This window comes from Pseudomonas sp. LBUM1646 (assembly GCF_059716165.1).
In genome coordinates this window covers 3954781-3980868 of sequence record NZ_CP166810.1, presented here as the reverse complement: position 1 = coordinate 3980868, position 26088 = coordinate 3954781, and the positions used below count along the sequence as shown (strand labels likewise).

23 protein-coding genes and 2 pseudogenes are annotated in these 26088 nt (G+C 60.1%); 11 read left to right on the top strand and 14 right to left on the bottom strand.

The genetic code is table 11. The features are described from left to right. Window positions 1-42: 42 nt before the first annotated feature. From ACA071_RS18115 to ACA071_RS18105, 3 genes are all read left to right on the top strand, one after another. Window positions 43-1539, top strand: coding sequence for a helix-turn-helix transcriptional regulator (locus tag ACA071_RS18115; RefSeq protein WP_497640401.1), 1497 nt, complete (start codon window positions 43-45; stop codon window positions 1537-1539). A 195-nt stretch (window positions 1540-1734) separates the two neighbouring features. Next, window positions 1735-1983 carry a DUF1652 domain-containing protein gene (locus ACA071_RS18110; protein WP_497640400.1) on the top strand — a complete coding sequence of 83 codons (249 nt, stop codon included), beginning with the start codon at window positions 1735-1737 and terminating at the stop codon, window positions 1981-1983. Window positions 1984-2509: 526 nt separating this feature from the next. After that, the gene (locus ACA071_RS18105) at window positions 2510-2752 is read left to right on the top strand and encodes a TRIC cation channel family protein (RefSeq protein WP_497640399.1); all 243 of its coding nucleotides are present in this window, start codon (window positions 2510-2512) and stop codon (window positions 2750-2752) included. On the opposite strand, the gene ACA071_RS18100 is transcribed toward ACA071_RS18105, so the two are convergent. The 4 genes and pseudogenes from ACA071_RS18100 to ACA071_RS18085 all read right to left on the bottom strand — a co-directional run. Further along, entirely contained in the window at window positions 2749-3864 is a 1116-nt protein-coding gene (locus tag ACA071_RS18100) for a Gfo/Idh/MocA family protein (RefSeq protein WP_497640398.1), read from the bottom strand. The genes ACA071_RS18105 and ACA071_RS18100 overlap by 4 nt on opposite strands. Before the next feature lie 270 nt (window positions 3865-4134). After that, entirely contained in the window at window positions 4135-4902 is a 768-nt protein-coding gene (locus ACA071_RS18095; RefSeq protein ID WP_497640397.1) for an SDR family oxidoreductase, read from the bottom strand. 39 nt (window positions 4903-4941) lie between these two features. Then, window positions 4942-6009 (bottom strand): phosphotransferase family protein, encoded by a 1068-nt coding sequence (locus tag ACA071_RS18090; protein WP_497640396.1) that lies wholly within the window; start codon window positions 6007-6009, stop codon window positions 4942-4944. Between the two features lie 209 nt (window positions 6010-6218). Beyond that, window positions 6219-6293, bottom strand: a pseudogene (locus ACA071_RS18085) (hypothetical protein); the annotation flags it as partial. Between the two features lie 115 nt (window positions 6294-6408). On the opposite strand from ACA071_RS18085, the pseudogene ACA071_RS18080 reads away from it, so the two are divergent. Further along, window positions 6409-6609, top strand: a pseudogene (locus tag ACA071_RS18080) (type VI secretion system protein TssA); the annotation flags it as partial. A gap of 51 nt (window positions 6610-6660) precedes the next feature. On the opposite strand, the gene ACA071_RS18075 reads toward ACA071_RS18080, so the two are convergent. The 4 genes from ACA071_RS18075 to ACA071_RS18060 form a co-directional block, all read right to left on the bottom strand. Further along, a complete protein-coding gene (locus ACA071_RS18075) occupies window positions 6661-7626 on the bottom strand; it encodes a 2-hydroxyacid dehydrogenase (protein WP_497640395.1) in 966 nt (321 codons plus the stop codon). Between the two features lie 205 nt (window positions 7627-7831). Further along, window positions 7832-8356: a cysteine hydrolase family protein gene (locus tag ACA071_RS18070; protein WP_497640394.1), complete on the bottom strand. Its 525-nt coding sequence runs from the start codon at window positions 8354-8356 to the stop codon at window positions 7832-7834. A gap of 178 nt (window positions 8357-8534) precedes the next feature. Next, window positions 8535-9152, bottom strand: coding sequence for a TetR/AcrR family transcriptional regulator (locus ACA071_RS18065; protein ID WP_497640393.1), 618 nt, complete (start codon window positions 9150-9152; stop codon window positions 8535-8537). A 30-nt stretch (window positions 9153-9182) separates the two neighbouring features. Then, complete coding sequence (locus ACA071_RS18060; protein WP_497640392.1) at window positions 9183-9566, bottom strand: tautomerase family protein; 384 nt, start codon at window positions 9564-9566, stop codon at window positions 9183-9185. 268 nt (window positions 9567-9834) lie between these two features. Here ACA071_RS18060 and ACA071_RS18055 point away from each other — a divergent pair, with 268 nt between their 5' ends. Continuing rightward, complete coding sequence (locus tag ACA071_RS18055) at window positions 9835-11115, top strand: serine/threonine transporter (protein WP_497640391.1); 1281 nt, start codon at window positions 9835-9837, stop codon at window positions 11113-11115. A gap of 221 nt (window positions 11116-11336) precedes the next feature. Continuing rightward, window positions 11337-13001: a SulP family inorganic anion transporter gene (locus tag ACA071_RS18050; RefSeq protein WP_497640390.1), complete on the top strand. Its 1665-nt coding sequence runs from the start codon at window positions 11337-11339 to the stop codon at window positions 12999-13001. A gap of 52 nt (window positions 13002-13053) precedes the next feature. Here ACA071_RS18050 and acnB read toward each other — a convergent pair whose 3' ends face one another. Next, window positions 13054-15663 carry a bifunctional aconitate hydratase 2/2-methylisocitrate dehydratase gene (acnB, locus tag ACA071_RS18045; RefSeq protein WP_497645339.1) on the bottom strand — a complete coding sequence of 870 codons (2610 nt, stop codon included), beginning with the start codon at window positions 15661-15663 and terminating at the stop codon, window positions 13054-13056. A 408-nt stretch (window positions 15664-16071) separates the two neighbouring features. On the opposite strand from acnB, the gene ACA071_RS18040 reads away from it, so the two are divergent. After that, window positions 16072-16542: a DUF1289 domain-containing protein gene (locus tag ACA071_RS18040; RefSeq protein ID WP_008028699.1), complete on the top strand. Its 471-nt coding sequence runs from the start codon at window positions 16072-16074 to the stop codon at window positions 16540-16542. Window positions 16543-16642: 100 nt separating this feature from the next. Here the strand turns inward: ACA071_RS18040 and uspL are convergent, their stop codons facing one another. Then, a complete protein-coding gene (gene uspL, locus ACA071_RS18035; protein WP_497640389.1) occupies window positions 16643-17506 on the bottom strand; it encodes a universal stress protein UspL in 864 nt (287 codons plus the stop codon). Between the two features lie 159 nt (window positions 17507-17665). Here uspL and ACA071_RS18030 point away from each other — a divergent pair, with 159 nt between their 5' ends. From ACA071_RS18030 to ACA071_RS18020, 3 genes are all read left to right on the top strand, one after another. Beyond that, complete coding sequence (locus ACA071_RS18030; protein WP_054047466.1) at window positions 17666-18274, top strand: MiaE family protein; 609 nt, start codon at window positions 17666-17668, stop codon at window positions 18272-18274. Window positions 18275-18431: 157 nt separating this feature from the next. Next, the gene (locus ACA071_RS18025; RefSeq protein WP_497645338.1) at window positions 18432-19139 is read left to right on the top strand and encodes a winged helix-turn-helix domain-containing protein; all 708 of its coding nucleotides are present in this window, start codon (window positions 18432-18434) and stop codon (window positions 19137-19139) included. Then, window positions 19140-20426, top strand: a complete 1287-nt coding sequence (locus tag ACA071_RS18020; protein WP_497640388.1) for an ATP-binding protein — start codon at window positions 19140-19142, stop codon at window positions 20424-20426. Window positions 20427-20517: 91 nt separating this feature from the next. Here the strand turns inward: ACA071_RS18020 and ACA071_RS18015 are convergent, their stop codons facing one another. From ACA071_RS18015 to ACA071_RS18000, 4 genes are all read right to left on the bottom strand, one after another. Further along, window positions 20518-21306: a MipA/OmpV family protein gene (locus tag ACA071_RS18015; RefSeq protein WP_497640387.1), complete on the bottom strand. Its 789-nt coding sequence runs from the start codon at window positions 21304-21306 to the stop codon at window positions 20518-20520. A gap of 382 nt (window positions 21307-21688) precedes the next feature. Continuing rightward, on the bottom strand, window positions 21689-23923 hold the full coding sequence (locus ACA071_RS18010) for a TonB-dependent siderophore receptor (protein WP_497640386.1): 2235 nt from the start codon (window positions 23921-23923) through the stop codon (window positions 21689-21691). A 109-nt stretch (window positions 23924-24032) separates the two neighbouring features. Continuing rightward, entirely contained in the window at window positions 24033-24521 is a 489-nt protein-coding gene (locus tag ACA071_RS18005; RefSeq protein WP_497640385.1) for a GFA family protein, read from the bottom strand. 46 nt (window positions 24522-24567) lie between these two features. After that, window positions 24568-24972, bottom strand: coding sequence for a PaaI family thioesterase (locus tag ACA071_RS18000; protein ID WP_497640384.1), 405 nt, complete (start codon window positions 24970-24972; stop codon window positions 24568-24570). Between the two features lie 214 nt (window positions 24973-25186). Between ACA071_RS18000 and ACA071_RS17995 the strand changes: the two genes are divergently transcribed. Then, window positions 25187-26071: a LysR substrate-binding domain-containing protein gene (locus ACA071_RS17995; RefSeq protein WP_497640383.1), complete on the top strand. Its 885-nt coding sequence runs from the start codon at window positions 25187-25189 to the stop codon at window positions 26069-26071. Window positions 26072-26088 lie beyond the last annotated feature (17 nt).

The window sequence follows — 26088 nt, the reverse complement described above, 5'->3', positions numbered from 1 at the left end:
CACATGGGTGCTTAAACGCACCGTCGCATTTGTGGAGATCCAATGAGCCAGGACGTCTTGACCACCGAAACCAATCGCCGTCAGTTGCAGCAGATCATCGCCGGCTTGTCCGATGGGGTGATTCTGCTGGAGCTTGACCAGACCATTCTCTGGGCCAATGACGCCGCGCTGGCCATGCACGGGGTCAGTGAGATCGGTGAGCTGGGGGCGAATGCCAAGGAGTACGCCAAGCGATTCGCCTTGCGCTATCGCAACAACCACCCGGTACCCGCGGACAACTACCCGATCAACCGCATTGCCCGGGGCGAGATTTTCAGTGATGTATTGGTGGAAGTGACGCCGGCCGATGACGAAGAACGTCTGTGGGTCCACAGCGTGCGCAGCATGGGGTTGGCCGACAGGGCCGGTGAGCCGGAATCCCTGGTGCTGATCATGAACGACGTCACCGAATGGGCCAGCGCCGAGCAGCGTTTCGAAAAGACCTTCAACGCCAACCCGGCCCCGGCTGTGATCTGCCGTCTCAGCGATTTGCGTTACATCAAGGTCAACCAGGGCTTTCTGGAAATGACCGGCTACACCCGAGATCAAGTGATCGGCGTGTCGACCTATGAGCTGGACATTCTGCAAGGCGCGGAAAAGAAAGACCTGGCGATCGAGCGTCTGCGCCAGCACGCGACAATTCCGCAAATGCAGGCCGAACTGAAGTTGCCCGACGGCGGCAGTAAGCAGGTGGTCGTTGCCGGGCAACCCCTGGAACTCAACGAAGAAGACTGCATGCTGTTTTCCTTTGTCGATATGGAGCCGCGGCACAAAGTCGAACTCGCCCTGCGCCAGAGCGAAGAGCGCTTCGCCAAGGCCTTTCGCCTGACCCCGGTGCCGACGCTGGTGTGCGGCGCCGAGAACCAGTTGGTGATCGACGTCAACGAAGCCTTCCTCGATACCCTCGCTTACCCCAGCGAAGAAGTGCTCGGCAAGACCGTGACTGAGATCGACTTTATCGATGACAAGGGCGCGCGCGCGCGCTTGTTTGAGGCGCTGGAGAAGGCCGGCAGCCTTGACCGCATCGACGTCCGGGTGCGCAAGAAGGGCGCCGGGCTGATTGAGTGCGCCGTGTCGGCCGATACCGTGAACATCCAGGACAGCCCTTGCTACCTGTTGGTGTTCATGGACATCACCGAACGCAAACGCACGGAACTGGAGCTGGTATCGGCGATTGAAGAGGTGATGAAAGACGCTTCCTGGTTCAGCCGTACCCTGATCGAAAAACTCGCCAACGTGAAGAACGTCAATTCGCCGAAGTTGCCCAGCGTGTCGTTCACCGACCTGACGGCGCGGGAGCGCGATGTGCTCGGGTTGATCTGCGAAGGCTTGGCCGACAAGGAAATCGCCGCACGCCTGAAACTGGCGCCGAACACCGTGCGCAACCATGTGTCGACGGTGTATTCCAAGCTGGATGTGCACAGTCGCAGCGAGGCGATTGTCTGGGCGCGCGAACGTGGATTGTTCTCTAGCGAGTGGCGGCCGAAGGCGCAGCGATAAGGTGCAAATGCACTAGTCGTGGGGGTGCAAATGGATGTTCTGGCGCGGTGGTGCAGTTCTTAGTCTGATAAGGGTGCGGTAAGCGTCTTCGGACCCGTATCGCTTCCCCTTCGTATCAGCTAAAGGAACAGCCACATGAGTCACGAGCAGTTCAACAATGTCTTCGATTTTGCCGTGTCGGTCGGGTGAGTCGAGATGATCTATCTGGCGCAATTGCGTGCTCAACTGGAGCGGAGTTTTTCGCCGCTGGCGTGTGAGTGCACACTCACGGGGGACAACTCCTTGACCGTGAAGCTCTACCACCCGGTGTCGGGGCAGGTGGATCTGGTGATCAGCGGTTTGAGTGTGGCGCACCTCAGGACGCCGGAGGCGGTGGGGGCGTTGATCGAGGAGCTGCGTTATGAGCTCGAGAGCAATGGCTTGCATCGGCCCGAAACCTCGTAAGCCACATCCCCCTGTGGGAGCGAATTTGCTCGCGATAAGGCAATCGAATTCAACGTCATCGTTGACTGATACACCGCCATCGCGAGCAAGCTCGCTTCCACATTAAATTGATGGTGTTCTCGCCATTTGTGATCGATACACAACCCTATTCAAAGGTGTTTACTGGCATTGGCCGGCGGCTAGGCTATAAGAAATGCGTGGTACTCATTTTCTGTGACCGGTCCGCGGCTGCGCGGTGATGTCTTCGTGTCGCGGAAACACGTCGATCAGCCACCGCAGGTCAGTCTATGAATACTCTTGGGAAACGCGTTTTGACGCCACTGTCGCTCGCCTTTTGCGCGGTGATTGCAGGTGGTTGCGCCAGTCCTCCGCCACCGCCCCCCGTCATACCGCCGCCACCCCCTGAACGCACCTGTGAAACCCTGGATAAAACCGACGTGATGGGTGATGCGCGCATGGATGCACAGGTGACTCGCGTCACCACGACCACCCGTTGCGTCACTCAGTAAGCCCAGCGAAGTCGTCGTTGAGGCCCCGCGTCGAGAAAATTGTGCTGGTGGCCGACCTGGTCGGCACAGCGGTATTTGCCGTTGAAGGCGCGATCAGTGCCATGCGCAGCAACCTCGACCTGCTCGGGGTGCTGATCATCGGGCGGCGTTGCGGTGTTCCGCCCGTGGCCGCCGCGCTGTTGGCCGGCGCGGCGTGCCTGATGTTGCGGCTGGTGTCAGTGAATTATGGCTGGCAGTTGCCGAAGGTCATGGGCGGCTAAACCTCTTCTATCCTGACCCAACGTGATTCGTTGGCGGCCAAGCGAATGGCCGTCGCCAGCCGTTCCACTTCCCACGCCTGTTCGAAATCCGTCCCGCCCTGGCTGAGCCCGGCCAATGCCATCACCAGATCATGCACTTCCAGCGTCTTGAGTTCGTTGTAACCCAACTGGTGCCCCGGCGCCGGGCTGAACGCCGCATAACCCGGCAAATTCGGCCCCGCCAGCAAGCGCTGGAAGCCGTCCTGCCCGGCGCGGAACAGGTGCAATTCATTCAGGCGTTCCTGATCGAAGGCGAGGGTGCCTTTTGTGCCGCTGATCTCGAAACTCAGGTGATTCTTGTAGCCGTGCTTGAGCCAACTGCTGCTGAACGTGCCCTGGGCGCCATTGGCAAACCGCAGCAGGGCATGAACCTGATCGTCCACCGCGATGACGCGTTGTTCCTGGCTACCGGCCGTGGCGGGGCGTTTGCGGTGCACGGTCTGGGTGTCGGCGCTCACAGCCTCGACATCGCCGACCAGATAACGGGCCATCGACAGCAGGTGACTGCCCAGGTCAGCCAGCGCACCACCGGCATGCTCGGTATCGCAACGCCAGGACCAAGGCGAGGCGGGATCGGCCATGAAGTCTTCGCTGAACTCACCCTGGAAACTGATGATCTCGCCCAAGTCGCCGTTCTCAATCAATTGGCGCGCCAGGCCAATGATCGGGTTGTGCTGATAGTTGTAACCAACTCGCGTCACCACACCCGCGGCTTTGGCCGCCAGGCGCATGGCATCGGCTTGTTCGAGGCTCACTGCCAGGGGCTTTTCGCAATACACCGGTTTGCCGGCGGCGAGGGCGGCCATGGCCATGGGGTAGTGCAGGTGATTGGGGGTGGTAATGGCGATCAGGTTGACCTTCGGGTCATCGATCAGCTGTTGCCAGTCGCTGTGGGCGCTGCCGAAACCCCAGGCATCAGCGCACTGTCGGGCCCGCAGCGGGTCGGCGTCGGCCAGGGCGGTGAGTTTGAGCTTCAAGGGCAGTTCGAAAACCGCGCTGACATTGCGAAACGCCAAGGCGTGGGCACGGCCCATGAAACCTGTGCCGATGAGTCCGATACCGAGTTCGCGCATAGCCGGGGTCCTTTTGGATTTTTGTTTTCAGGAAGGCTATTTATGGAATAAATATTCTTTATTTGCAAATAGTAGAATTAAAGTTCTTTTGCCCGATCGTTCCCACGCTCCGCGTGGGAATGCAGCCCGGGACGCTCCGCGTCCCATCCAGAGCCGAACGCGGAGCGTCCGAAGAGGTATTCCCACGCAGAGCGTGGGAACGATCAGTGGTGACGGTGGAAATGAAAAAAGGCAGCCCTGAGGCTGCCTTCGTGTACTCGGTAAATCAAATCAGGACAGGAAACCCCCATCCACATTCAACGAAACCCCAGTGGTGTAGCTCGACGCATCGCTGGCGAGATAAAGCACCGCACCTGCCATCTCACTCGGATCCGCCACTCGCTTCAGCGGAATCTGCTGCAACGCAGTCTTCAGAATCGCATCGTTTTTCACCAGCGCCGACGCAAACTTGGTGTCCGTCAGGCCCGGCAGCAGAGCGTTGCAGCGGATGCCGAACTGCGCGCATTCCTTGGCGAACACCTTGGTCATGTTGATCACGGCAGCCTTGGTCACCGAGTAGATGCCCTGGAAGATCCCCGGCGAGATGCCGTTGATCGACGCGACGTTGATGATGCTGCCGCCGCCGTTGTCGCGCATCAGCTTGCCGGCTTCCACTGACATGAAGAAGTAGCCACGGATGTTCACGTCGACGGTTTTCTGGAAGGCGCTGAGGTCGGTGTCCAGCACGTTGCAGAACTGCGGGTTGGTTGCGGCGTTGTTGACCAGAATGTCCAGGCGCCCGAACTGTTCGCGGATACCGGCGAAGACTTGGGTGATCTGTTCCATTTCACCGATGTGGCAAGCGACGGCCGTGGCTTTGCCGCCGGCGGCGATGATCGCGTCGGCCACGTGTTGGCAGCCGTCGAGTTTGCGGCTCGAAACGATCACATGGGCGCCTTGCTGGGCCAGCAATTTGGCGATGGCTTCACCGATGCCACGGCTGGCGCCGGAGACGAAAGCGATCTTGCCGTCGAGGTCGAACAACTGAGTCTTGGACATGGAATTCTCTTATAAGAAAGTCTTGTTAGAGGGCCTGGATCAGAGGCTGGATTTCTGGATGACCTGCAAGCTCATCTGCTCCAGCAGTTTGTTCATGTGAATGAACTGCGCGAAGCGTTTGTCCTGGGTCTGACCATGGAAGAAACGGTAGTAAATCTGTTGCACGATGCCGGCCAGGCGGAACAGGCCGTAGGTGTAGTAGAAGTCGAAATTGTCGATCTGAATGCCTGAGCGTTCGGCGTAGTAATCGACGAATTCGCGGCGGGTCAGCATGCCCGGCGCGTGGCTCGGCTGGCGGCGCATCAGTTGCACTGGCGCCGGGTCGCCGGCTTCGATCCAGTAGGCGAGGGTGTTGCCCAAGTCCATCAGCGGGTCGCCGAGGGTGGTCAGTTCCCAGTCGAGCACACCGATGATGTCCATCGGGTTATTCGGGTCGAGGATCACGTTGTCGAAGCGGTAGTCGTTGTGGACGATGCTCGAGGTCGGGTGATCGGCCGGCATTTTGTCGTTGAGCCAGGCCTTGACCACGTCCCACTGCGGCGCGTCGGGGGTCAAGGCTTTCTCGTAGCGTTCGCTCCAGCCTTTGATCTGCCGTGCCACGTAGCCTTCGGGTTTACCCAGGTCGGCCAGGCCACAGGCCTTGTAGTCGACCCGATGCAGCTCGACGAACTTGTCGATGAAGCTTTTGCACAGCGCTTCGGTCTTGGCTGAATCCAGGCCCAGTTCCGGCGGCAGTTCCGAGCGCAGGATGATGCCGTTGACCCGTTCCATCACATAGAACTCGGCGCCGATCACCGATTCGTCGGTGCAGTGCACGTAGGCCTTGGGGCAGTACGGGAAACCGTCCTTGAGCTGGTTGAGAATGCGAAACTCGCGGCCCATGTCATGGGCGGACTTGGCCTTGTGGCCGAACGGCGGGCGACGCAGGACGAATTCCTGTTCGGGGTATTCCAGCAGGTACGTCAGGTTTGACGCGCCACCGGGAAACTGACTGATCGCAGGCAAGCCGCTCAAGCCCGGAATATGGGCCTTGAGGTACGGATCGATCAGGCTGGCATCAAGTTCTTCGCCGGAGCGGATACGGGTGGACTGATCAGTAAGCGCCATGCTTATCCCTTCTGCTTATTTTGGAGGCCAAACATCATTGGCTAATCTAATGGTGAGACGGACGTGCCACAAGCGCGGCTCGGTCTTATAGGTTAGCGTGTTGCTGGATAATCAGCGTTCCTGATATGCGCGAACCCGCGCGGCGGCCTATGGTTCAAGGGGATCCAGCGCTTCCAGGACTTTGCTGGATGCCATCGTCGTAGGCCTCCTTAATTGACCTTCACCAGGCCGCCCTTGATCGTCAGCATGCCGCCGCCGTCCACGGTCTGCACGGTGCCGCCCTTGGTTCAGGAGTTCATCGCCACGCCCCCACGACAATCCACTGAGGCACCCGTTGAAACAGCGCCAGTGGCGGCGAGTGCTACGGAAGTGATCACGACGCCGCAGGTGTTTCGCGAGCCTGCAAGTCGCGAAGAGGCCTATTGGTAATTGTTGTTGATTGCCGAGTACCTGGCCCGCACCGAACCCCACAGCCCCGTGCCGTACTTGATCAGGCGGGGCGTGGAGTGGGGCAACAAGCCCTTGAGCGAATTGTTGGGTGAACTGATTTCGGCGGATGCCGAGTCGCGACGGCTCTGGACTTTACTCGGCGTCCTCTAAGCTTTACCACCGCGCCCACCGGAGGTGTCTGTATGGCCGGGAAGCCAGGTGTCAGACAGTCCGGGAAACAACGGATATCGGCAACTCAATCGGCGTCAGCACCGGCTGGCCGGCAAAGAACGCCAGCAGGTTTTTGCCGACCAGTTCCACCGTGCCTTGGGTCGCTTCCGGGGACAACCCGGCGACATGAGGCGTCAGGATCACGTTGGTCAGGGCCTTGAGGGCATCGGGCACTTTGGGTTCGTGGTCGAACACGTCCAGTGCGGCGCCACCGATTCTGCGTTGCTCCAGCGCGCTGATCAGGTCTGCCGTGACCACGACGCTGGCCCGGGCAATATTCACCAGGAAACCGTTCGGGCCCAGCGCCTCGAGCACCTGACGGTTGATCAAGTGCTGGGTGCCCAGCCCGCCGGGCGTGGCGACGATCAGGAAATCCGAAGCCCGGGCCAACTCCGTCGGCGTCGAGCAATAGCTGTATGGCACGTGACTGCGGTGCTGGCGGTTGTGGTAACTCACGCTCATGTCGAAACCATTGGCTGCACGCTGGGCGATGGCCATGCCGACCGCCCCCAACCCGAGAATCCCCAGGCGCTTGCCGGCCAGGGACGGGCGCATGATTTTCGGCCATTCGCCACGGCGCACCGCCGCATCGGCCCGGGGAATGTCGCGCACTAGCGACAGCAACAGTGCCATCGCATGGTCGGCCACGGACGAGGCATTGACCCCGGCGCCGTTGGTGACCGTGATGCCGCGGTCGCTGGCGGCTTGCAAGTCGACGTGTTCGTAGCCGGCGCCGATCACGCAAATGATTTTCAGGGCGGGCAGGGCGGCGATTTCTTCTCTGTACAACCCCAGCGGGCCGCGAGTCAGCACAGCATCGATTCGTGCGCCGTGGGTGGCGATGGCCTGGGCGCGTTCGGCAGGGGTCGGCGCCAGGATCAGGTGAAAGCCCTGATGCTCAAGAATAGGCAGGTAGTCATTGATGGTTTCAACCAACACCAGAACGGTTGCAGTCATGCTGGGCTCCTGTGGGCATCGAAATGTCGGGGCTCGAAAGTCGTTTCAGATTGCTGATTCCAGAGCGGTTTGGCAATCACCAAAGATCGCCGCAAAGATCAAAAGATCGCGTCTTCGGCAGCTCCTACGGGATTGCGGTTGTCGGCAAAGTGACGACGAATGCGATCAGTGTAGGAGCTGGCGAAGCCTGCGATCTTTCAATCGGTCAAAATTCGATGTCCGCCGTGCAAACGACCTTGGCGAACGCACCGTTCAAGGTCGCATTATGGTGCTCGATAATTGCCTGGGCCGGCAGTGCAGGCGTGTCCATGCAGGTATGGGCATCGGCTACCAGCACCGGTTGGAATCCCAAGTCGGCGGCGGCTCGGCAGGTGCTGTCGATGCAGTACTGGGTTTTCATGCCGACGATGAATAGCTCGTTGATTCCCCCCGCACGCAATTGCTCCGCCAGTGCCGTTCCGTAAAAGGCATTGGGTTTGCGCTTGTCGAACAGACTGTCGCTGCTGGCATCCAGCTCCAGAGCGGGCAGCAACTGCCAAAAGGCGCTGCCGGCCTCGATGGGAGAACCTTGAGGCCCGGTATGTCGGACCGCAAAGATCGGTACCTCAAGTGCCCGCGCACGGCGAATGAGCTGCTGGATGTTGGCCAGTATCTGCTCGCCGTCGTGGGGTTTGTCCGGGCCGTTGAACAGGCCAACTTGCATATCAATGATCAAAAGTGCCGATGACATAGGTGTTTCTCCGTGAAGTGCCGAGCGGACGGGAGAAACAACAAGGCCCCGTCCATTGCTGGCGGGGCCTTGGGTTTACTGCGCTGGGTTTATCTCAGCCAGCCACCCCACGACCCGCCGGAAGCGGTCGTGGTCGTGGTGCGGGTGAGGTTCAGCGCAGCAAAATTCATAGGGCCGATCATGCTGTCGGCGTTGCAGGCTTGTCAACGCCACCGTCGGCCGTTAGAAAGGTTCGCGCCGCCTCGAGGATTTCATCGGACAAGGTATCCCCACGGGTGGCGCGGGCCAGGATCAGGGCGCCGACCATCAGCGAATACTCAACCAGTGCCTGGCGCCGATCACCTTCGGCATCGCCCGAATTCAGTAGCGATCCGTAGGATTCCAGCAGCCGGTTGAGGCCGTCCATGAAGGTCTGGCGCAAGCCGCTATCGGTCGCTTCGTGGCACATGTCCCCGGCAAAGGCGACCACCGGGCAGCTATCGCCGGGATTGTCGCGGCTGCTGACAGACAAGTACGGTTTGATCACGGCGTGGCGGGCGGCGTTCTTGTCGTCGTACTCGGCGATCCGCGCTTTCCAGCGTTCTGCCGACTGCTCGAACGCCCGGCCTCCGGCCTCCCTGGCCAAGGCTTCCTTGGACTCGAAGTGCCCATAAAAGCCGCCATGGGTCAGGCCGGCCGCGCCCATCACATCGACGACACTGATGCCATGCAGGCCGCGCTCGCGAAACAGCCGCGTGGCGGCCTCGACGATGATTTCGCGGTTGAGATCGGCTTGTTTGCGGGAGACTCTAGGCATCAGCGGCTCACAGGTATAAGAGGCGGGGAATCAGTTGGCGTACTGGGCAATCCCGTTGCCGAACGACCAGTTTTCTTTCTTCACTTCCACCAGATTAATGAAAACGTCCTCCAGCCGCACCGCCAGTTCGCTGTTCAGGCTTTCAGCGATGGTTTTGTAGAGCAGTTTTTTTTGCTCGAGGGTACGGCCTTCGTTCAGCGTGATTTGAATCACCACCAGGTTTTCGGTGCGATTGATGCCCAGGTATTCGGTGTCGAAGATGAAATGCTGCTCATCGTGCTCCGCCAGAATCTGGAAATTATCGTGTTCCGGCACGTTGATGGAACTACGCATGGCGGCGTAAATCAGCTGGCCGACGCGTTTGGCGAAAGTGGGGTCCTGATGCTTTTTGATGTCAACGCGAACCAGTGGCATGGGATGACTCCGGGCAGACAGTAGGTCAATTCAAAATACATGACAGTTGAACTTTAAAAAACCGAAATTTGCCTGTGTGCCTGACATGGGGCTGGGTGCAGGCCCTTCGGCGCATCTGATCCGCATAACCACTCCTCAGCTAAGTCTTTGCTTCTGCTCATTAATCCCGGACAATCGCGCCCCTGTTTCGGCCAGGGCGCTGCCTGTCGGGTTTTTCCGACTCGTCCTGACCGGGTAGCAACTGACCGGAATGCGGAGATCCCACCGGATGAATGATCAGGCCAATAGCGTCGACGAACGCTATGTAGCGGCGACACCAGCGACCCTCGAAAGCTGGAATCGCCATGACACCACCTGGATGCTCGGCCTGTTTGGCACGGCGATCGGGGCGGGTACGTTATTTTTGCCGATCAACGCGGGCCTGGGCGGCTTCTGGCCGTTGATGATCCTGGCGGTGCTGGCGTTCCCCATGACGTTCTACGCCCACCGTGGCCTGACCCGTTTCGTGTTGTCCGGCCGCAAAGGCGCGGACATTACCGAAGTGGTGGAAGAACACTTCGGCATCAGCGCCGGCGCGATGATCACCTTGCTGTACTTCCTGGCGATCTTCCCGATTTTGCTGATTTACAGCGTGGCGCTGACCAACACCGTGGGCAGCTTCCTTGAACATCAAATGCACATTGAGCCGCCACGCCGATGGGTGCTGTCGCTCGTGCTGATCCTCGGCCTGCTGGGCGTGGTGCGTTGCGGCGAGCAAATGATCGTCAAGGCCATGAGCCTGATGGTTTATCCGTTTATCGTGGCGCTGCTGTTCCTCGCGGTGTTCCTGATCCCGCACTGGAACGGCGGCATTCTCAGCACCGCGTCCACGCTGCCGGAGCCATCGGCGCTGCTACGCACCTTATGGCTGGCGATTCCGGTGATGGTGTTCTCGTTCAACCACTCACCGATCATCTCGGCGTTCGCGGTGGACCAGAAGCGTCGCTACGGCGATCACGCCGAAGAGCGCAGCTCGCAGATCCTGTCCCGTGCTCACATTTTGATGGTGGTCATGGTGCTGTTCTTCGTCTTCAGCTGCGTGCTGACCCTGTCCCCGGCGCAACTGGCTGAAGCCAAGGATCAGAACCTGTCGATCCTGTCGTACCTGGCCAACCACTTCAGCAACCCGACCATCGCCTTCGCGGCACCGTTGATTGCCTTCGTGGCCATTTCCAAGTCGTTCCTGGGCCACTACATCGGCGCCAGCGAAGGTTTCAAAGGCCTGATCGTCAAAACCGGCGCGCGTCCGTCGCCTAAAAACCTGGACCGCATCACCGCTGCGTTCATGCTGGTGGTGTGCTGGATCGTCGCGACCTGGAACCCGAGCATCCTCGGCATGATCGAAACCCTCGGTGGCCCGGTCATCGCGGCGATCCTGTTCCTGATGCCGATGTACGCGATCCGCAAAGTGCCAGCGATGGCGCGTTATCGCGGTCAGGCCTCTAACGTCTTTGTGACGGCGGTGGGCCTGGTGGCGATTTCGGCGTTGATCTATTCGCTGACCGCCTGATAGCGCCACATGATCGTTCCCACGCTCTGCGTGGGAATGCCTCCTGTGACGCTCTGCGTCACGCTTTGGGACGCTCTGCGTCCCGGGCTACATTCCCACGCGGAGCGTGGGAACGATCAAAGCACCTGACCCAGCGCACACACCCAACCGGATAAGCGGCTAACCTAGAGCCTTCATGGACGCGTCGTAGACGGCCTGTTGATTTTCTCTGGAGACGCTGCATGGCTTGTGCTCAAGGCGCCTCGGTGCAAACCCGTGCCAATACCCCCAATCGTTGGCAGGACCTGTTGGCCGGGCTGTCGATTGCCGGTTTGCTGTTGCCGGAGGCAGTGGCCTATTCCAGCATCGCCGCGGTGCCGCCCCAGGCCGGGGTGATTGCGTTGTTTGCCGGTTTATTGTGCTACGCGCTGTTGGGTACCAGCCGTTTTGCCATCGTGTCTGCGACCTCATCCTCTGCCGCCGTTCTCGCCGCCGCCACCGCCACGCTGGCCAATGGGGATTCGGCCCTGCGCCTGTCGTTGGCGATCGGCCTGGTGCTGGTAACGGGTGGGTTTTTCCTGTTGGCAGGGTTGCTGAAACTGGGCAGCGTGACGTCATTCATCGCTAAGCCGGTACTGCGCGGGTTTGCATTCGGGCTGGCGGTGACCATCATCCTCAAGCAGGTGGCGAGCATCGTCGACGTACACCTGAGCAACGGCAACCTGATCCGTTTCGTCCCGCAATTGCTGGAGCAGTGGCCGCAGTGGAATCGCGTCGGCTTGCTGGTCGCGGCGGTGGCGCTGTTAGTGTTGGTGGTGTGCGCGCGATTCCGCCGGGTGCCGGGCGGTTTGCTGGTGGTCGCGCTCGGTATCGCGGCCAGCCAATGGCTGAACTTGCCGGCCTACGGGGTGAAACTGATCGGCGTCATCGACCTGAGCCTCGAAGTGCCCCGGTTGCCGGTGTTGCCGTTTGCCGATTGGTTGCGCCTGGGTGAGCTGGCGTTTGCCATGGTGATGATTCTGTACGCCGAATCCTACGGTTCGATCAGTTCCTTCGCTTTGAAGCATGGCGATCGGGTGTCGTCGAACCGCGACCTATTGGCCCTCGGCGCGGCGAATCTGCTGTCCGGCCTGTTCCATGGCATGCCGGCGGGCGCTGGTTACTCCGCGACGTCAGCCAACGAGGCGGCCGGTGCCAGTTCGCGGTTCTCCGGCGTAGTCGCGGCGCTGGTGGTGTTGCTGATTGTCTTGACGATGTTGCCCTACATCGCCCTGACCCCTGAACCGGTGCTGGCGGCCATCGTCATCCACGCCTTGGCGCGCGGCTTGAGCCTGCAGCCCCTGGGACGCTATTTCATCTGGCGCCGCGACCGGGTGCTGGTGATCTGCGCAGTGGCGGCGGTGCTGGTGTTGGGCGTGCTGGACGGCTTGCTGGTGGCGGTGGTGATCAGCGTGGTGCTGATGCTCAAGCAGATGTCGTCGGCGGATATTCAAGTGTTGGGGCAAATGGGGGGCGGTCACGATTACGTCGATGTGCAACGTCATCCTGATGCCGTGGAAATCCCCGGGGTGCTGATCGTCCGGCCTAGCGAGGCACTGTTTTTCGCCAACGTGGAGCGCATTCTCGGTGGTGCGCTGCGGCTGGCCCGGCATGCAGAGCCGCCGGTGCATACGATTATTCTCAGTCTGGAAGAATCGCCCGATCTGGACGGCACCAGTATCGAAGTGCTGGAAGGGTTTTTTTTGCAGGTGCGGGCTGAGGATAAATTGCTGATTTTGGCGCGGCTCAAACACGAGGCCAAAGCGGTGCTCTCGATGTTGCCGACGCAGGAGCTGGAGCAGGTCATTCTCAGTGGCCTGAGTGTCGATGGCGCTGTACAACAGGCGACCACGTTGTCGCAGGCATAAAAAAAACGCCGCTCATCTCGCGATGGGCGGCGTTTTCTATTGCGTTGCAGCGTTAGGCTTGAACGACCGGAATGTTGGCGTTCGCAGCAGCTTCACGGAACTCGGCGATCTGGTCGAAGGACAGGTAGCGGTAGACATCGGCCGCCATGCTGTCGATCTTGCCAGCGTATTCCATGTACTCCTCGACGGTCGGCAGGCGACCCAGGATGGAAGCAACAGACGCCAACTCAGCCGAAGCCAGGTAAACGTTCGCGCCGTCACCCAGACGGTTCGGGAAGTTACGGGTCGAAGTCGACACTACAGTCGAGTTCGGCTCTACACGTGCCTGGTTACCCATGCACAGCGAGCAGCCCGGCATTTCCATGCGTGCGCCGGCTTTGCCGTAGATGCCGTAGTAGCCTTCTTCGGTCAGCTGGTGAGCGTCCATTTTGGTCGGCGGCGACAGCCACAGACGGGTTGGCAGCTGACCCTTGACCTGATCCAGCAGCTTACCGGCAGCGCGGAAGTGACCGATGTTGGTCATGCACGAACCGATGAACACTTCGTCGATCTTCTCGCCAGCAACGCTGGACAGCAGACGGGCGTCGTCCGGATCGTTTGGCGCGCAGAGCACAGGCTCTTTGATGTCGGCCAGGTCAATTTCGATGATTTCAGCGTATTCGGCGTCAGCATCGGCAACCATCAGCTCAGGGTTGGCAACCCAGGCTTCCATCGCTTGAGCACGACGTTCCAGAGTACGAGCATCGCCGTAGCCTTCGCCGATCATCCAGCGCAGCAGGGTGATGTTGGAGTTCAGGTACTCGGTGATCGAATCTTTCGACAGCTTGATGGTGCAACCGGCAGCCGAACGTTCAGCCGAGGCGTCGGACAGCTCGAAAGCTTGCTCGATGCTCAGGTTGTCCAGGCCTTCGATTTCCAGGATGCGGCCGGAGAAGGCGTTCTTCTTGCCTTTCTTCTCGACGGTCAGCAGGCCAGCCTGGATCGCGAAGTAAGGAATGGCGTGAACCAGGTCACGCAGGGTAACGCCCGGTTGCATCTTGCCTTTGAAGCGCACCAGGATCGATTCCGGCATGTCCAGCGGCATAACGCCAGTGGCGGCGGCGAACGCTACCAGGCCGGAACCGGCCGGGAACGAAATGCCCATCGGGAAGCGGGTGTGGGAGTCACCACCGGTGCCGACGGTGTCCGGCAGCAGCATGCGGTTCAGCCAGCTGTGGATGATGCCGTCGCCCGGACGCAGGGAAACGCCGCCGCGGGTCATGATGAAGTCTGGCAGGGTGTGGTGGGTGGTCACGTCGATCGGCTTAGGGTAAGCCGCGGTGTGGCAGAAGGACTGCATTACCAGATCGGTCGAGAAGCCCAGGCATGCCAGGTCTTTCAGTTCATCACGGGTCATCGGACCGGTGGTGTCCTGGGAACCGACGGTGGTCATCTTCGGTTCGCAGTAGGTGCCAGGACGAACGCCTTTGCCTTCTGGCAGACCGCACGCCTTGCCGACCATTTTCTGTGCCAGGGTGAAACCCTTGCCGGTGTCGACAGGTGCTTCAGGCAGCTTGAACAGATCGGTAGGGCCCAGGCCCAGTTCGGCGCGCGCCTTGTCGGTCAGACCGCGACCGATGATCAGCGGGATACGGCCGCCGGCACGAACTTCGTCCAACAGCACCGGGGTCTTCATTTCGAAGGTGGTCAGGACTTCGTCGGTGCCGTGTTTGCAGACTTTGCCAGCATGTGGGTACAGGTCGATCACGTCGCCCATGTTCATGTTGGTAACGTCGAACTCGATTGGCAGTGCGCCGGCATCTTCCATGGTGTTGTAGAAGATTGGAGCGATTTTGTTGCCGAAGCAGAAACCGCCAGCACGCTTGTTCGGGATGAACGGAACGTCGTCGCCGAAGAACCACAGCACCGAGTTGGTCGCCGATTTACGCGACGAACCGGTACCGACCACGTCACCGACGTAGGCGATCGGGAAGCCTTGACCGCGCATTTCTTCGATCTGCTTCATCGGGCCAGTCACGCCTTGGGCGTCAGGCACGATGCCTTCGCGGGCCATTTTCAGCATGGCCAGGGCGTGCAGCGGGATGTCCGGGCGGGACCAGGCGTCCGGGGCAGGGGACAGGTCGTCGGTGTTGGTTTCGCCGGTGACCTTGAACACGCGCAGGCTGATCTTGTCGGCCAGGACAGGGCGGTTCTTGAACCACTCGCCGTCAGCCCACGACTGGAGCACGCCTTTGGCGTGTTCGTTGCCGTTTTTGGCTTTTTCCGCGACGTCGTGGAACGCATCGAACATCAGCAGGGTGTGCTTGAGTTGAGCGGCAGCGACTGGGGCCAGTTCGGCGCTGTCGAGCAGGTCAACCAGGGTCACGATGTTGTAGCCGCCCTGCATGGTGCCGAGCAGTTCAACAGCGCGCTTCTTGTCGATCAGAGGGGAGGTTGCTTCGCCTTTGGCCAGGGCAGACAGGAAACCAGCCTTTACATAGGCTGCTTCGTCCACGCCAGGTGGAATGCGATTGGTGATCAGGTCAACGAGGAAAGCTTCTTCGCCAGCCGGGGGATTCTTCAGCAGCTCGACCAGGCCTGCAGTTTGTTCGGCGTTAAGCGGCTGGGGAACGATACCCAGTGCTGCACGCTCTTCGATATGTTTGCGGTAGGCTTCAAGCACAGTTATTACCCTCATCAGTGGTCCCAAATGGGTGTCCGGGACGCTCATCCCGAAATTGCCGTACTCATGCGCTGCGTGGCGTTGTGGGCCACTTAGCCAGAATTACCGGCAATTCCTTACAGAAGCTGCTTTCAAAGTTTTACGCCTGCAGAACGGGGAGCTGATGAGGGTTGGCGTTGTGCTTTTCCCCGCTGGAAAAACCCATCGCCAACTCCGCTCTGAAGGAACGACTGTGCTCGTGACGCTTTGAAAACAGCTTCTAACGGACATTGGCGCCTTAAAAGGCTGGCTGATTCTACGGCAAAAAAAATATAAAGGTAAGTTAGCCCCTGAACTTTGAGGGGTGATCAATGTTAGACAAAGGGCTAACATGCCGACCTGTTCTGCTTTCCCGTGTTTTGCCTACCTATGCCCAATCAGACCATCAAGACCCCCTGCGTCGGCCTCTGCTCCACCGTTTACGGTGACCTGGTGTGCCGTGGCTGCAAGCGTTTCCATCACGAAGTGATCAACTGGAACGGTTACAACGAGGAAGAAAAACGCGCAGTGTGGCTGCGTCTTGAGCAACTGCTGTCCCAGGTGATGGCCAGCAAGCTTGAGGTTTTCGACCCGCAACGCCTGCGTTTGCAGCTTGAACAGCGCAAAATCCGCTTTGTGCCGCATCAGTCGGAATATTGCTGGGCCTATCAGCTGATCGCTCGCGGGGCACGGGTGATTAACAATCTGGAGGCCTACGGGATGGTGCTGATGCCGGAGTTTCGCGACTGGAACCTGCCGGAATTGCGCGATGCCATTGATCGGGAGTTTTTCCTGCTGTCGGAAGCGCATTACCAGCGCTACATCGCGCCGGGTTTTTTAAAAGACGCCTTCGGCGGCTGATTTTTTTTAAAGTCAAAAGATCGCAGCCTTCGGCGGCTCCTACAGGGTGAACGCAATCCCATGTAGGAGCTGCCGAAGGCTGCGATCTTTTGATCTTGCCTCAATGCCGGGTCACAACCTCTTCCAGATGATCCATGATCTCATCCGGCTTGAGCACCAGCACATCGCTCTCCACCGCATCCAGCACCACCTCCGCTGTATTCCCGATCAACGCCCCGGACAACCCGGACCGCGCCACCGTGCCGATCACGGTCACTGCCGCTTGAAGCTTATGGACCATGAATGGAATCAGCACATCCGCCGGGCCTTCCTCGATATGCAGGTGCTCGTCGTCGATGTCGAATTCGGCCTGGAACGCCTTGCACTGCTCGCGATACTTGGCTTCGATCGTCTCGCGCAGCTGAAACACCGGGTCGGCCGACGACAGCATCGGTGACGGATGCGCACTAATAACGTGCAATTGCGCCTTGGCCAGGCTGGCGATGTCGAAGCCGTGATCGACAATGCACGCATGCAGCGTACGGTGTTCGCCGTCGGTATTGCCGACGTCGATGGCCGCCAGAATGACCCCGCCGGTCCAGGGTTTCGAGGTTTTGACCAGTAGCACCGGTGTCGGGCAGTAGCGCAGCAGTTTCCAGTCGGCCGGGGTCAGCAGGGCCTTTTTCAGCGGGCTGTCGGGGTAATGCTGCTTGACCACCAGCCCACAGCCTTCGGCTTGCTGCACATCGACGATGGTTTCGTGCAGGCTCTCATTCCAGGCCTGCTCGGTGGTGACGCTGTAACCGTCCTCCAGCAGCGCGGCTTTGAGCACGCCCAGCATGGCGCTGTGGTCATGCTTTTTATCGCAGACCAGCAAGTGCAGATGCGCCTGGGTCACGCCCGCGATCAGTTTGGCCCGCTTGAGCGCCAGGCTTTCCGAGTGCTCGGGTTCGATGACCACCAGGATGCTGCGAATGGCTTGCATAGTCGGGATCTCCAGGAAGTAAAAAACACTGCGTTGGACAACTATAGTTGCTGCCCGGCAACACGGGACTTGATGCATATCAATGGCGGCGACTGGTGGTCTTGCGACAAGCCCGTATAATCGGCGCCCTTCGTTTTGAACCTTTTATCCGTGAGCCCCATGATCCTTCCCGAAATTCACGAGTTCCTCGGCTGCCGCACCCCTGACGGCTGGGTCCAGGCCGCGCTGGCCGATCAGGAAACCTTGCTGATCGACCACAAGAACTGCGAATTCAAGGCCGCCAGCACCGCGTTGAGCCTGATCGCCAAGTATCACTCCCATGTCGATCTGATCAACCTGATGTCGCGCCTGGCCCGGGAAGAGCTGGTGCACCACGAACAGGTCATGCGCCTGATGAAAAAGCGCAAGATCGAGCTGCGCCAGCTCTCCGCCGGGCGTTACGCCTCGGGTTTGCGCAAAGTGGTACGCAGCCACGAACCGGTGAAACTGGTGGATACCCTGGTGGTTGGCGCGTTTATCGAGGCCCGCAGTTGCGAGCGTTTCGAGGCGCTGGTGCCGCATTTGGACGAGGAACTGGGCAAATTCTATTTTGGCTTGCTGAAAAGCGAGGCCCGGCATTTTCAGGGTTACCTGAAACTGGCTTATCAGTACGGGGACGCCAAGGACATCGCCCAGGTGATCGACCGGGTTCGCGCCGCCGAGCAGGAATTGATCGAGTCGCCGGACGTGGAATTCCGCTTCCATAGCGGTATCCCGACCGCCGCGTAGTTAAATGATCTTACAAACTGTTAAAAACTCTTAAGAGTATGAAACATCACCCAAAACCGGCCCCCGTGGCCGGTTTTTGCTGCCTGCGTTAACCGTCCCGCCATCGATTGCCGCCATAATGCCACCCACTTCAAACAAGGGTTGGCACACGGTCGTTATGGATAACCTGGGTTTTGGCAAAGTATTGCTGGTGGAAGACGACGAAAAGCTCGCCGGACTGATCGCGCATTTTCTGTCCCAACATGGCTTCGAGGTTCGGGCGGTGCATCGCGGCGACCTGGCGTTGGCCGCGTTTCTGGAATTCAAACCGAAAGTCGTCGTGCTCGACCTGATGTTGCCGGGTCAGAGCGGTTTGCATGTGTGCCGCGAGATTCGCAGCGTGTCCGACACGCCGATCGTCATCCTCACTGCCAAGGAAGACGATCTCGATCATATTCTCGGCCTGGAATCCGGCGCCGACGACTACGTGATCAAACCGATCAAGCCACCGGTGCTGCTCGCCCGTTTGCGCGCCCTGCAACGTCGGCAGGCGCCGGACACCAGCGTCTGTAGCGCCCTGGAGTTCGGCCATTTGAGTATCGACCGCAGTTGCCGCGAAGTGCGCCTGGCGGGCGAAGGCATCGAGCTGACCACCATGGAATTCGAACTGCTGTGGTTGCTGGCCAGCGCCGCCGGCAAGATCCTGTCCCGCGACGACATCCTCAACCGCATGCGCGGCATTGCCTTCGACGGCCTCAACCGCAGCGTCGACGTCTACATCAGCAAACTGCGCGCCAAACTCAGGGACAACCCCCGGGAGCCGGCGTGTATCAAAACCGTTTGGGGCAAGGGTTACCTGTTCAATCCATTCGCGTGGGAGCTTTAGATGCTGCGGTTATTTCTAGGGTTGTACCTGGTGTTGGCCGTGGGGCTGGTGCTGGCGTTGCAGACCGTCGAACACACCTTTAACGCGCTGCTTGATAATCAGATGCAGGCGTATAACCGCGAGGCCGTGCGCGGTCAGGCGTATTCGCTGGTGGAGCAGTTGCGCGGCCTGGAAGGTCCGGGGCGCGAGCAGCAACTGGAGGCGTTGCGCCCGCATTATGGCTTGGGGCTGACGCTGGTCGAGGCGGATCAACTGGCGCTCGATGATCAGGAAAAAGCCCTGTTGGCCCAAGGCCTGTTGGTGATTCGGGAGAAGTACACGCAGTTCATTTCAACCATTGATGGCGGCTCGCAACTGCTGAGCATCAAGCTGCCGGCGGAGCCGAGCCTGATGCCGTTCTATATCTCGGCGGCCTACCTGATGCTGGCGGTGCTGATCGGCATCGTGCTGTTCTTCTGGGTGCGACCGCATTGGCGGGATCTGGAAAAACTGCGCCTGGCCGCCGAGCGTTTCGGTGATAACGATTTGTCGTCACGGATTCAACTGTCCAAGCGCTCGAACATCCGTGACCTGGCCGAGCACTTCAACCTGATGGCCGCGCGCATTGAAGGGCTGATCGCCAATCAGCGCGAGCTGACCAACGCCGTGTCCCATGAATTGCGCACGCCGATTGCGCGGCTGTCGTTCGAACTCGATCAGCTCAAGCAACAACCCGATCCGACCCAGAACCGCGAATTGATCGCCGACATGTACGCCGACCTTGGCGAACTCGAAGAAATGGTCTCCGAACTGCTGACCTACGCCAGCCTTGAGCGCGGCGCCACGGTGATCAATCGGGAGAATATTCAGGCCAGTAGCTGGCTCGACAGCGTGGTCGGCAGTGTCGCGTTGGAGGCGGAAGCGGCGGGGGTGCAACTGTTGATTGTCGAGTGCCAGATTGATGAAGTGCGGATCGAACCGCGCTTCATGGCCCGGGCGGTGATCAACCTGCTGCGTAATGCGATTCGCTATGCCGACGGGCGCGTCGAGGTGTCGTTGGTGCGCAGCGGTGACCGCTACGAAGTGCGGGTCAACGATGACGGGCCGGGCGTGCCGGTGTATGGGAGGGAGAAGATCTTCGAACCGTTCTCGCGGCTGGATGCCAGTCGGGATCGGCGTACTGGCGGCTTTGGACTGGGGTTGGCGTTGGTGCGGCGGGTTTCGCAGTCCCATGGCGGGCAGGTGGAAGTGGCTGATTCGCCGTGGGGTGGGGCGTCGTTTCGGATGACGTGGGCGCATTTGGATTAGTCGCATGATCGTTCCCACGCTCTGCGTGGGAATGCCTCAAGGGACGCAGAGCGTCCCGGGCTGCATTTCCACGCAGAGCGTGGGAACGATCTTAAAAGGTGTAGACCACCTGCCCAGCCACCGAGGTCTGCAGCCGCCGCTCGACAATCGGGCTGTCCGCCGCCTCGCTCGCCAAATACTGCACCGCCAGCACCGTGGTAAAACTCCAGCGCTCATCAATCGGTAACGACCAGGTCAAATTCGCTCCGCGACTGACCATCCCGCCATGGGTGTCATACGCCCGGAATTGACTGCGCGAGGCTTGCGCGTTGCTGACGCCATACCAGGTGCGCATGTAGTTGCTGTCGCCGAACTGACTGTTGAGGCTGCCGACCACACTGCCATATTCACCTTCGTAAAACGGTGCGCTGATGCTCAGTTTCAAGCGGTTCCAGGCCGAGCCGGTGTCGTGGTCGTCATCGTCCTTTTCCAGCGCATGTTCGAAGCTCGCACCGAGAATGATCGGGCCCATGTGATAGGTGCCGTCGAGGCCAATGACCGGGCGCGACTTGATCGAACCCATGCCGTTGAGCGCGTCCGAGCCTTTGAAGCCGGTCTTGCGATCCTTGCGCACGTCACTGGCGCCGATGTACACGCTGAGGCCGAAATCGTCCTCGTCAAAGGCCCAGCCGAGGCCCTTTTCGGTGTCGAGGAAAATCCCATAAGGACTGACGACTTTGCCGCCCAGCAATGGCGCCACGGTGCGCTCGTCACTGCCGCTGTAACGCGGCACGCTGGCAGCGCCGGCACGCAAGGTGTAGCGCCAGTCTTCGGCGCGTACTGAGGTGGAGGGAACGAGCAGGCAAAGTGAAGTCAGCGACAAGCACAGCGAACGAAACATGGGAGCACCCGAGGGAGTTTGGATGCGCCCATGCTAGGCGGCGGATGACCAGCAATCTTTGAGAGCTTTGTCGGGAAACTGTCAAAGATTGTGAACTGCGGTACATCCGTAGCAGCTGCCGAGCAGCGCGAGGCTGCGTTCGGCGGCGAAGCCGTCGTAAACCCTATGCCCGTGGTATGCCTGACACACCGCGTAGCCTGATTTCACGACGGCTTCGCCGCCGAACGCAGCCTCGTACCTCGGCAGCTGCTACAGTAAAACCTGAGCACGCGGTCTTCCTGAAACACCGCGTAGCCTGATTTCACGACGGCTTCGCCGCCGAACGCAGCCTCGTACCTCGGCAGCTGCTACATGGATCGTGTCAGGGCTCAACCTTGCGGTGTTAGAAATCCCACTTGGTCGTCAACGTCAAATTGCGCGGCTCGCCGTAGAACGTCGTATCGAAGTTGCCCAGACCGGTCAGGTAGCGCTTATCGAAGACGTTGTTGGCATTGGCGGTGAAGCTCAAATGCTCGTTGTACTGATAACGAGTCATCAGGTCCACAAGGGTGTAGCCGCCCTGTTTGATCTGCGTGTAGTCGCCGACGGTCGGGCTGTAGATCTTGCCGTAGAACGCACTCTGCCAACTGATGCCGCCACCGACGGTGACTTTGTCCAGCGCGCCGGGCAGGCGATAGGTAGTGAAGGTGCGCACCACGTGTTCCGGTTTGCTGGTGGACAGCGGGTAGCCGAAGATCCGCTGTTCGTCGGCGTCGCGGGTGCGGGCGTAGGTGTAACCGGCCGACAGGTTCCAGCCATCCGCCACTTCGCCGGCCAGTTCCAGTTCGATCCCTTGGGTGGTGGCGCCGTCGATGGCTTTGTAGATGCCTTCGTTGGTGACCGCGTTAGTACCGATCGACTCGGCGACGCCGTCCTGTTCGATGCGGAACAAAGCCAGGCTGGCGTTGAGTTTGCCGTCCAGGTACGCCGCTTTCAGCCCGGTTTCATAGCTGTCGCCTTCAACCGGTGCGAGGGTCGAACCGTTGCTGTCCTTGTAGGTTTGTGGCTGGTAGATCGAGGTGTAACTGGCGTACACCGAGTACACGTCGTCCAGGTCATAAATCACCCCGGCATACGGCGTGACCACGCCATGTTCCTTGTAGCTGGTGTGGGTATCGTCCAGGCCGGCGCCGGGGTTGTAGCCGTAATCTTCGTTGTACTTGAAGGTGCTCAGGCGGCTGCCGAGGATCACGGACAGGTCGTCGGTCGGACGCAGGCGCGTGGCCAGGTAGACGCCGTTCTGGCTCTGGGTGCGTTCGTACTTGCCGTTCTTCGGGAATTCCTGTTTCGGCAGATGGCCGTCCCAGTCGTAAATGCTCCCCGGTACCTCGGAGAAAGCGCTGGTGTCGTAGGTCGAACCGGTCTGGCGCGAGTGGGACGTCATGACGCCGGCCACCAGTTCATGCTCTCGGCCACCCAGGGTGAACGGCCCGGAAACGTTCACGTCAGCGGTGTTCTGCACCCGATGACCTTCCCAGCGACCCCAGTAGAGGAACATGCCCTCGCCGGTGGCGCGGTCCGGGTTGCCGCCGCTCGCCGAGGCCAGTTGGGTATCGTGGTCGGTGGTTTTCTGATCGACGCTGACCTTGAGTTTCCAGTCATTCGCCAGGGCTTGTTCGAGCGAGGCGAAATAGGTGGTTTCGTCGAAATCGCGACGGCTCCAGTCGGCAGCCGGGTTGAAGTGACGCGGGAAGTCGGTGCGGCCGCCATCGGAGAAATACGTTGGGTTACCGGTCCAGGAGCTGCCGCGCGGGGTCGCACTGGATTTGTCGATGCCAAAGGTCAGCAAGGTATCGGGGGTCAGGTCGGCTTCGAGGATGCCGTAGTACAGGTCTTTCTTCTGGCTGTAGTGATCCTGGTAGGAATTCTTGTCCGAATACGAGCCGACAAAGCGCCCACGCACGCTGCCCGAATCATTCAGCGAACCGGAAATATCGCCTGTGCTGCGATAGGCATCCCACGAACCAACGGTGCCGCTAACCGAAGCCTTGAACGCCTTGGTCGGTTTCTTGCGGATCAGGTTGACGGTGGCGGACGGGTCGCCCGATCCGGTCATCAGGCCGGTCGCGCCTTTGATCACTTCGATACGGTCGAGGCTGGCCGAGTCGTCGCTGTTGTTGGGGTTTTCACCGTAGACGCCGTCGTAGGGCTGGTTGACCCCGTCGTACTGGAAGTTGGTGATGGCAAAGCCGCGGGCGGAAAACTCGGTTCGGTCGCTGTCGTACTTCTGCGTCGAGATGCCGGGCGTATTGCGCAATGCATCGCCGACGCTCTGCACGCCACGGTCGTCCATTTGCTGACGGGTGATCACGGTGACCGATTGCGGAGTCTCACGGATCGACAACGGCAGACCGGTGGCCGAAGACGTCGAGCCGGTGGTGTAGGAGTGCGTGTCCTCGGTGGTCGCGCCCAAGGCAACGCCTGCGATATTGGTGGCGTCCAGTTGCAGCGCGTCGCCCTTGGATGCGCCTTTTTCTTCGGCATGGACGGCGGGGGCAAGGCTCAGCAAAGCGGCCGGAAGGGCCAGTGCCAAAGGGCACAAGGCAAAACGAAAACGCGCGGCGAAGTGGTGCGACATGGCGGTCCCTTTGTATCGAATCGATCGGTCATTGAATGCTTCTGAAGGGTTAACCGAACGAAAAATGCAAAGGGGAACTGCTGAGTGTAAAAAATCGAGATTTTTATTCTTAACGAGTCAAACCCAGGCGCTCATGCCACTGTGCGATGGACTCTTCGGGGTAGACGTCAAATTGCTTGTCTTTGGACTGAACCTGGACTTCCACCCACGACGCTTTCGAACCCAGCATCAAATGCGTGTGCTCCGGTGGCACCGGCAGCGCAGTGTCGATGGCCGAGGCAAACGGATGGATCAGCTCTGGCCACTCCGGGCTGAACAGCCACAACCCACTCCCGCAAACCGAACAGAAATGCCGCTCAGCCGTGCTGCTGTGAGCGCGCTTATCACCTTCGTCCTTGAGCCGCGCATGGTAGATCGCAATGTGCTTGCGCCCACGAACCTTCATGCTGGCGGCATCGCCACTGATGTTGATCGTATAGCCGCCCCCGCCCTGGGTCTTGCGGCAGATCGAGCAGTAGCAACGCTGATAAGGGTAGGGGTGGGCGCTGGTGAGGCTGAACGACACCGCGCCGCAATGGCAGGAACCTTCGAGCTGCATGACGACCTCCGACTGTTCTTGAACTGACTCAAGACAGCCTAGACCCTCAGCGGCTTTCGACCGGTACCAGAATCGCGTCACCGGTCGCCACCAGTTTCAACTGGTCACCTGTTTGCGCGAACAACTCGGCGCGAGCGAATACCTGCTTCTTCCCGGCCTTCACCACCCGACCCTTGGCGATGAACACTTCACCGACGGCGGGCGCCAGGCAATTGACCGAAAAGTGCGAGGCCAGCACGTTGCCGGCCACCGTCCCAGCGGCAAAACCGCAGGCGGTGTCGAGCAGCGCGCCGATCAGGCCGGCATGCAGGAAGCCGGCGTATTGCGCCATGTCGGCTTCGCGAAAGGCCATCGACAAGTCGGCTACGCCGCTTTCGGCGCGGGTAACTTCGATGCCGGCCCAGCGGTTGAAGGCTGAGGTTGAATTGATCTGTTTGAGTGCGTTGAGCATGGCGAATCCCTCCGGTTGAGGGATCAACATGCGCCGGGTTTGGCGGGAAGTCATGGTGGATAAAGGGAGGTGATGGGCCGGGGGATTGGTGGTGAATGGGCCGGTTCCTTCGCTGTAGGAGCACAGGTTGCTCGCGAAGAACGATAACGCGGTCCCACTGGACGCCCGCGACTGGTCGGGGCAGCATGGGCCCCTCGAAATCGGGGCTCCACTCATGCGACGTCTACCTTCCCTGGCAGCACTCAAAACCTTCGAATGCGCGGCCCGCCACGCGCATTTCGGCCGGGCGGCGGCGGAGTTGTGCGTCACCGACAGCGCCGTCAGCCATCAAATCCGTCAGCTCGAGGAGCAACTGGGCGTTTCGCTGTTCATCCGCGAAAGCCGGCAGGTTCGCCCGACCATGGCCGCCGGACGCCTGATGCAGAGCTTGCAGCAGGCCTTCGAACTGATCGGCGAGGCCTGCGATGAACTGCGCGATCCGTCATCGTTGGCGGTGTTGCGCCTGGCCGTCACCGCCGAACTGGCGCAAAAGTGGCTGATGAGTCGCCTCACGGATTTTTACGCACGCTACCCACACATCACCTTGCACCTCTACGAACAACCGATCGACGCCACCGCGCCGGGGGAAGACATCGACCTGGCGATCACTTACGGCACTGGTCCGGTGGACAGCAGCGCGTACTTCGTTCGGCCATTGCCGGCGTTGCAGTTCTTCCCGGTGTGCAGCCCCGGCCTGTTCAATCAGGGCACCCTGAAAACCCCGAAGGATCTGGCGCGCCATTGCTTGCTGCACGACGATCAGGATGGCAAGACCTGGACCGCCTGGCTCACCAGTCATGCCGGCGATCAACGCCCGGAACGGCAGCTGTATTTCGCCCATGCGGGTTTAGCGCTGGAAGCGGCGGCTCAGGGGCAGGGCGTGGCCATGGGCGACAACCTCACGGCGCAGGAAGACTTGCTTAGCGGTCGGCTGGTGCGGCCGTTCACTGCCAACATCACCGCATTGGGCCAATACGCGCTGGTCTGTGAGCGGGTCCGCCTGGAACGCCCGGCGGTGGCGCAGATGCTCGAATGGTTCAACGATCAACTGATCGATTGATGAGTTGAATTCAACTG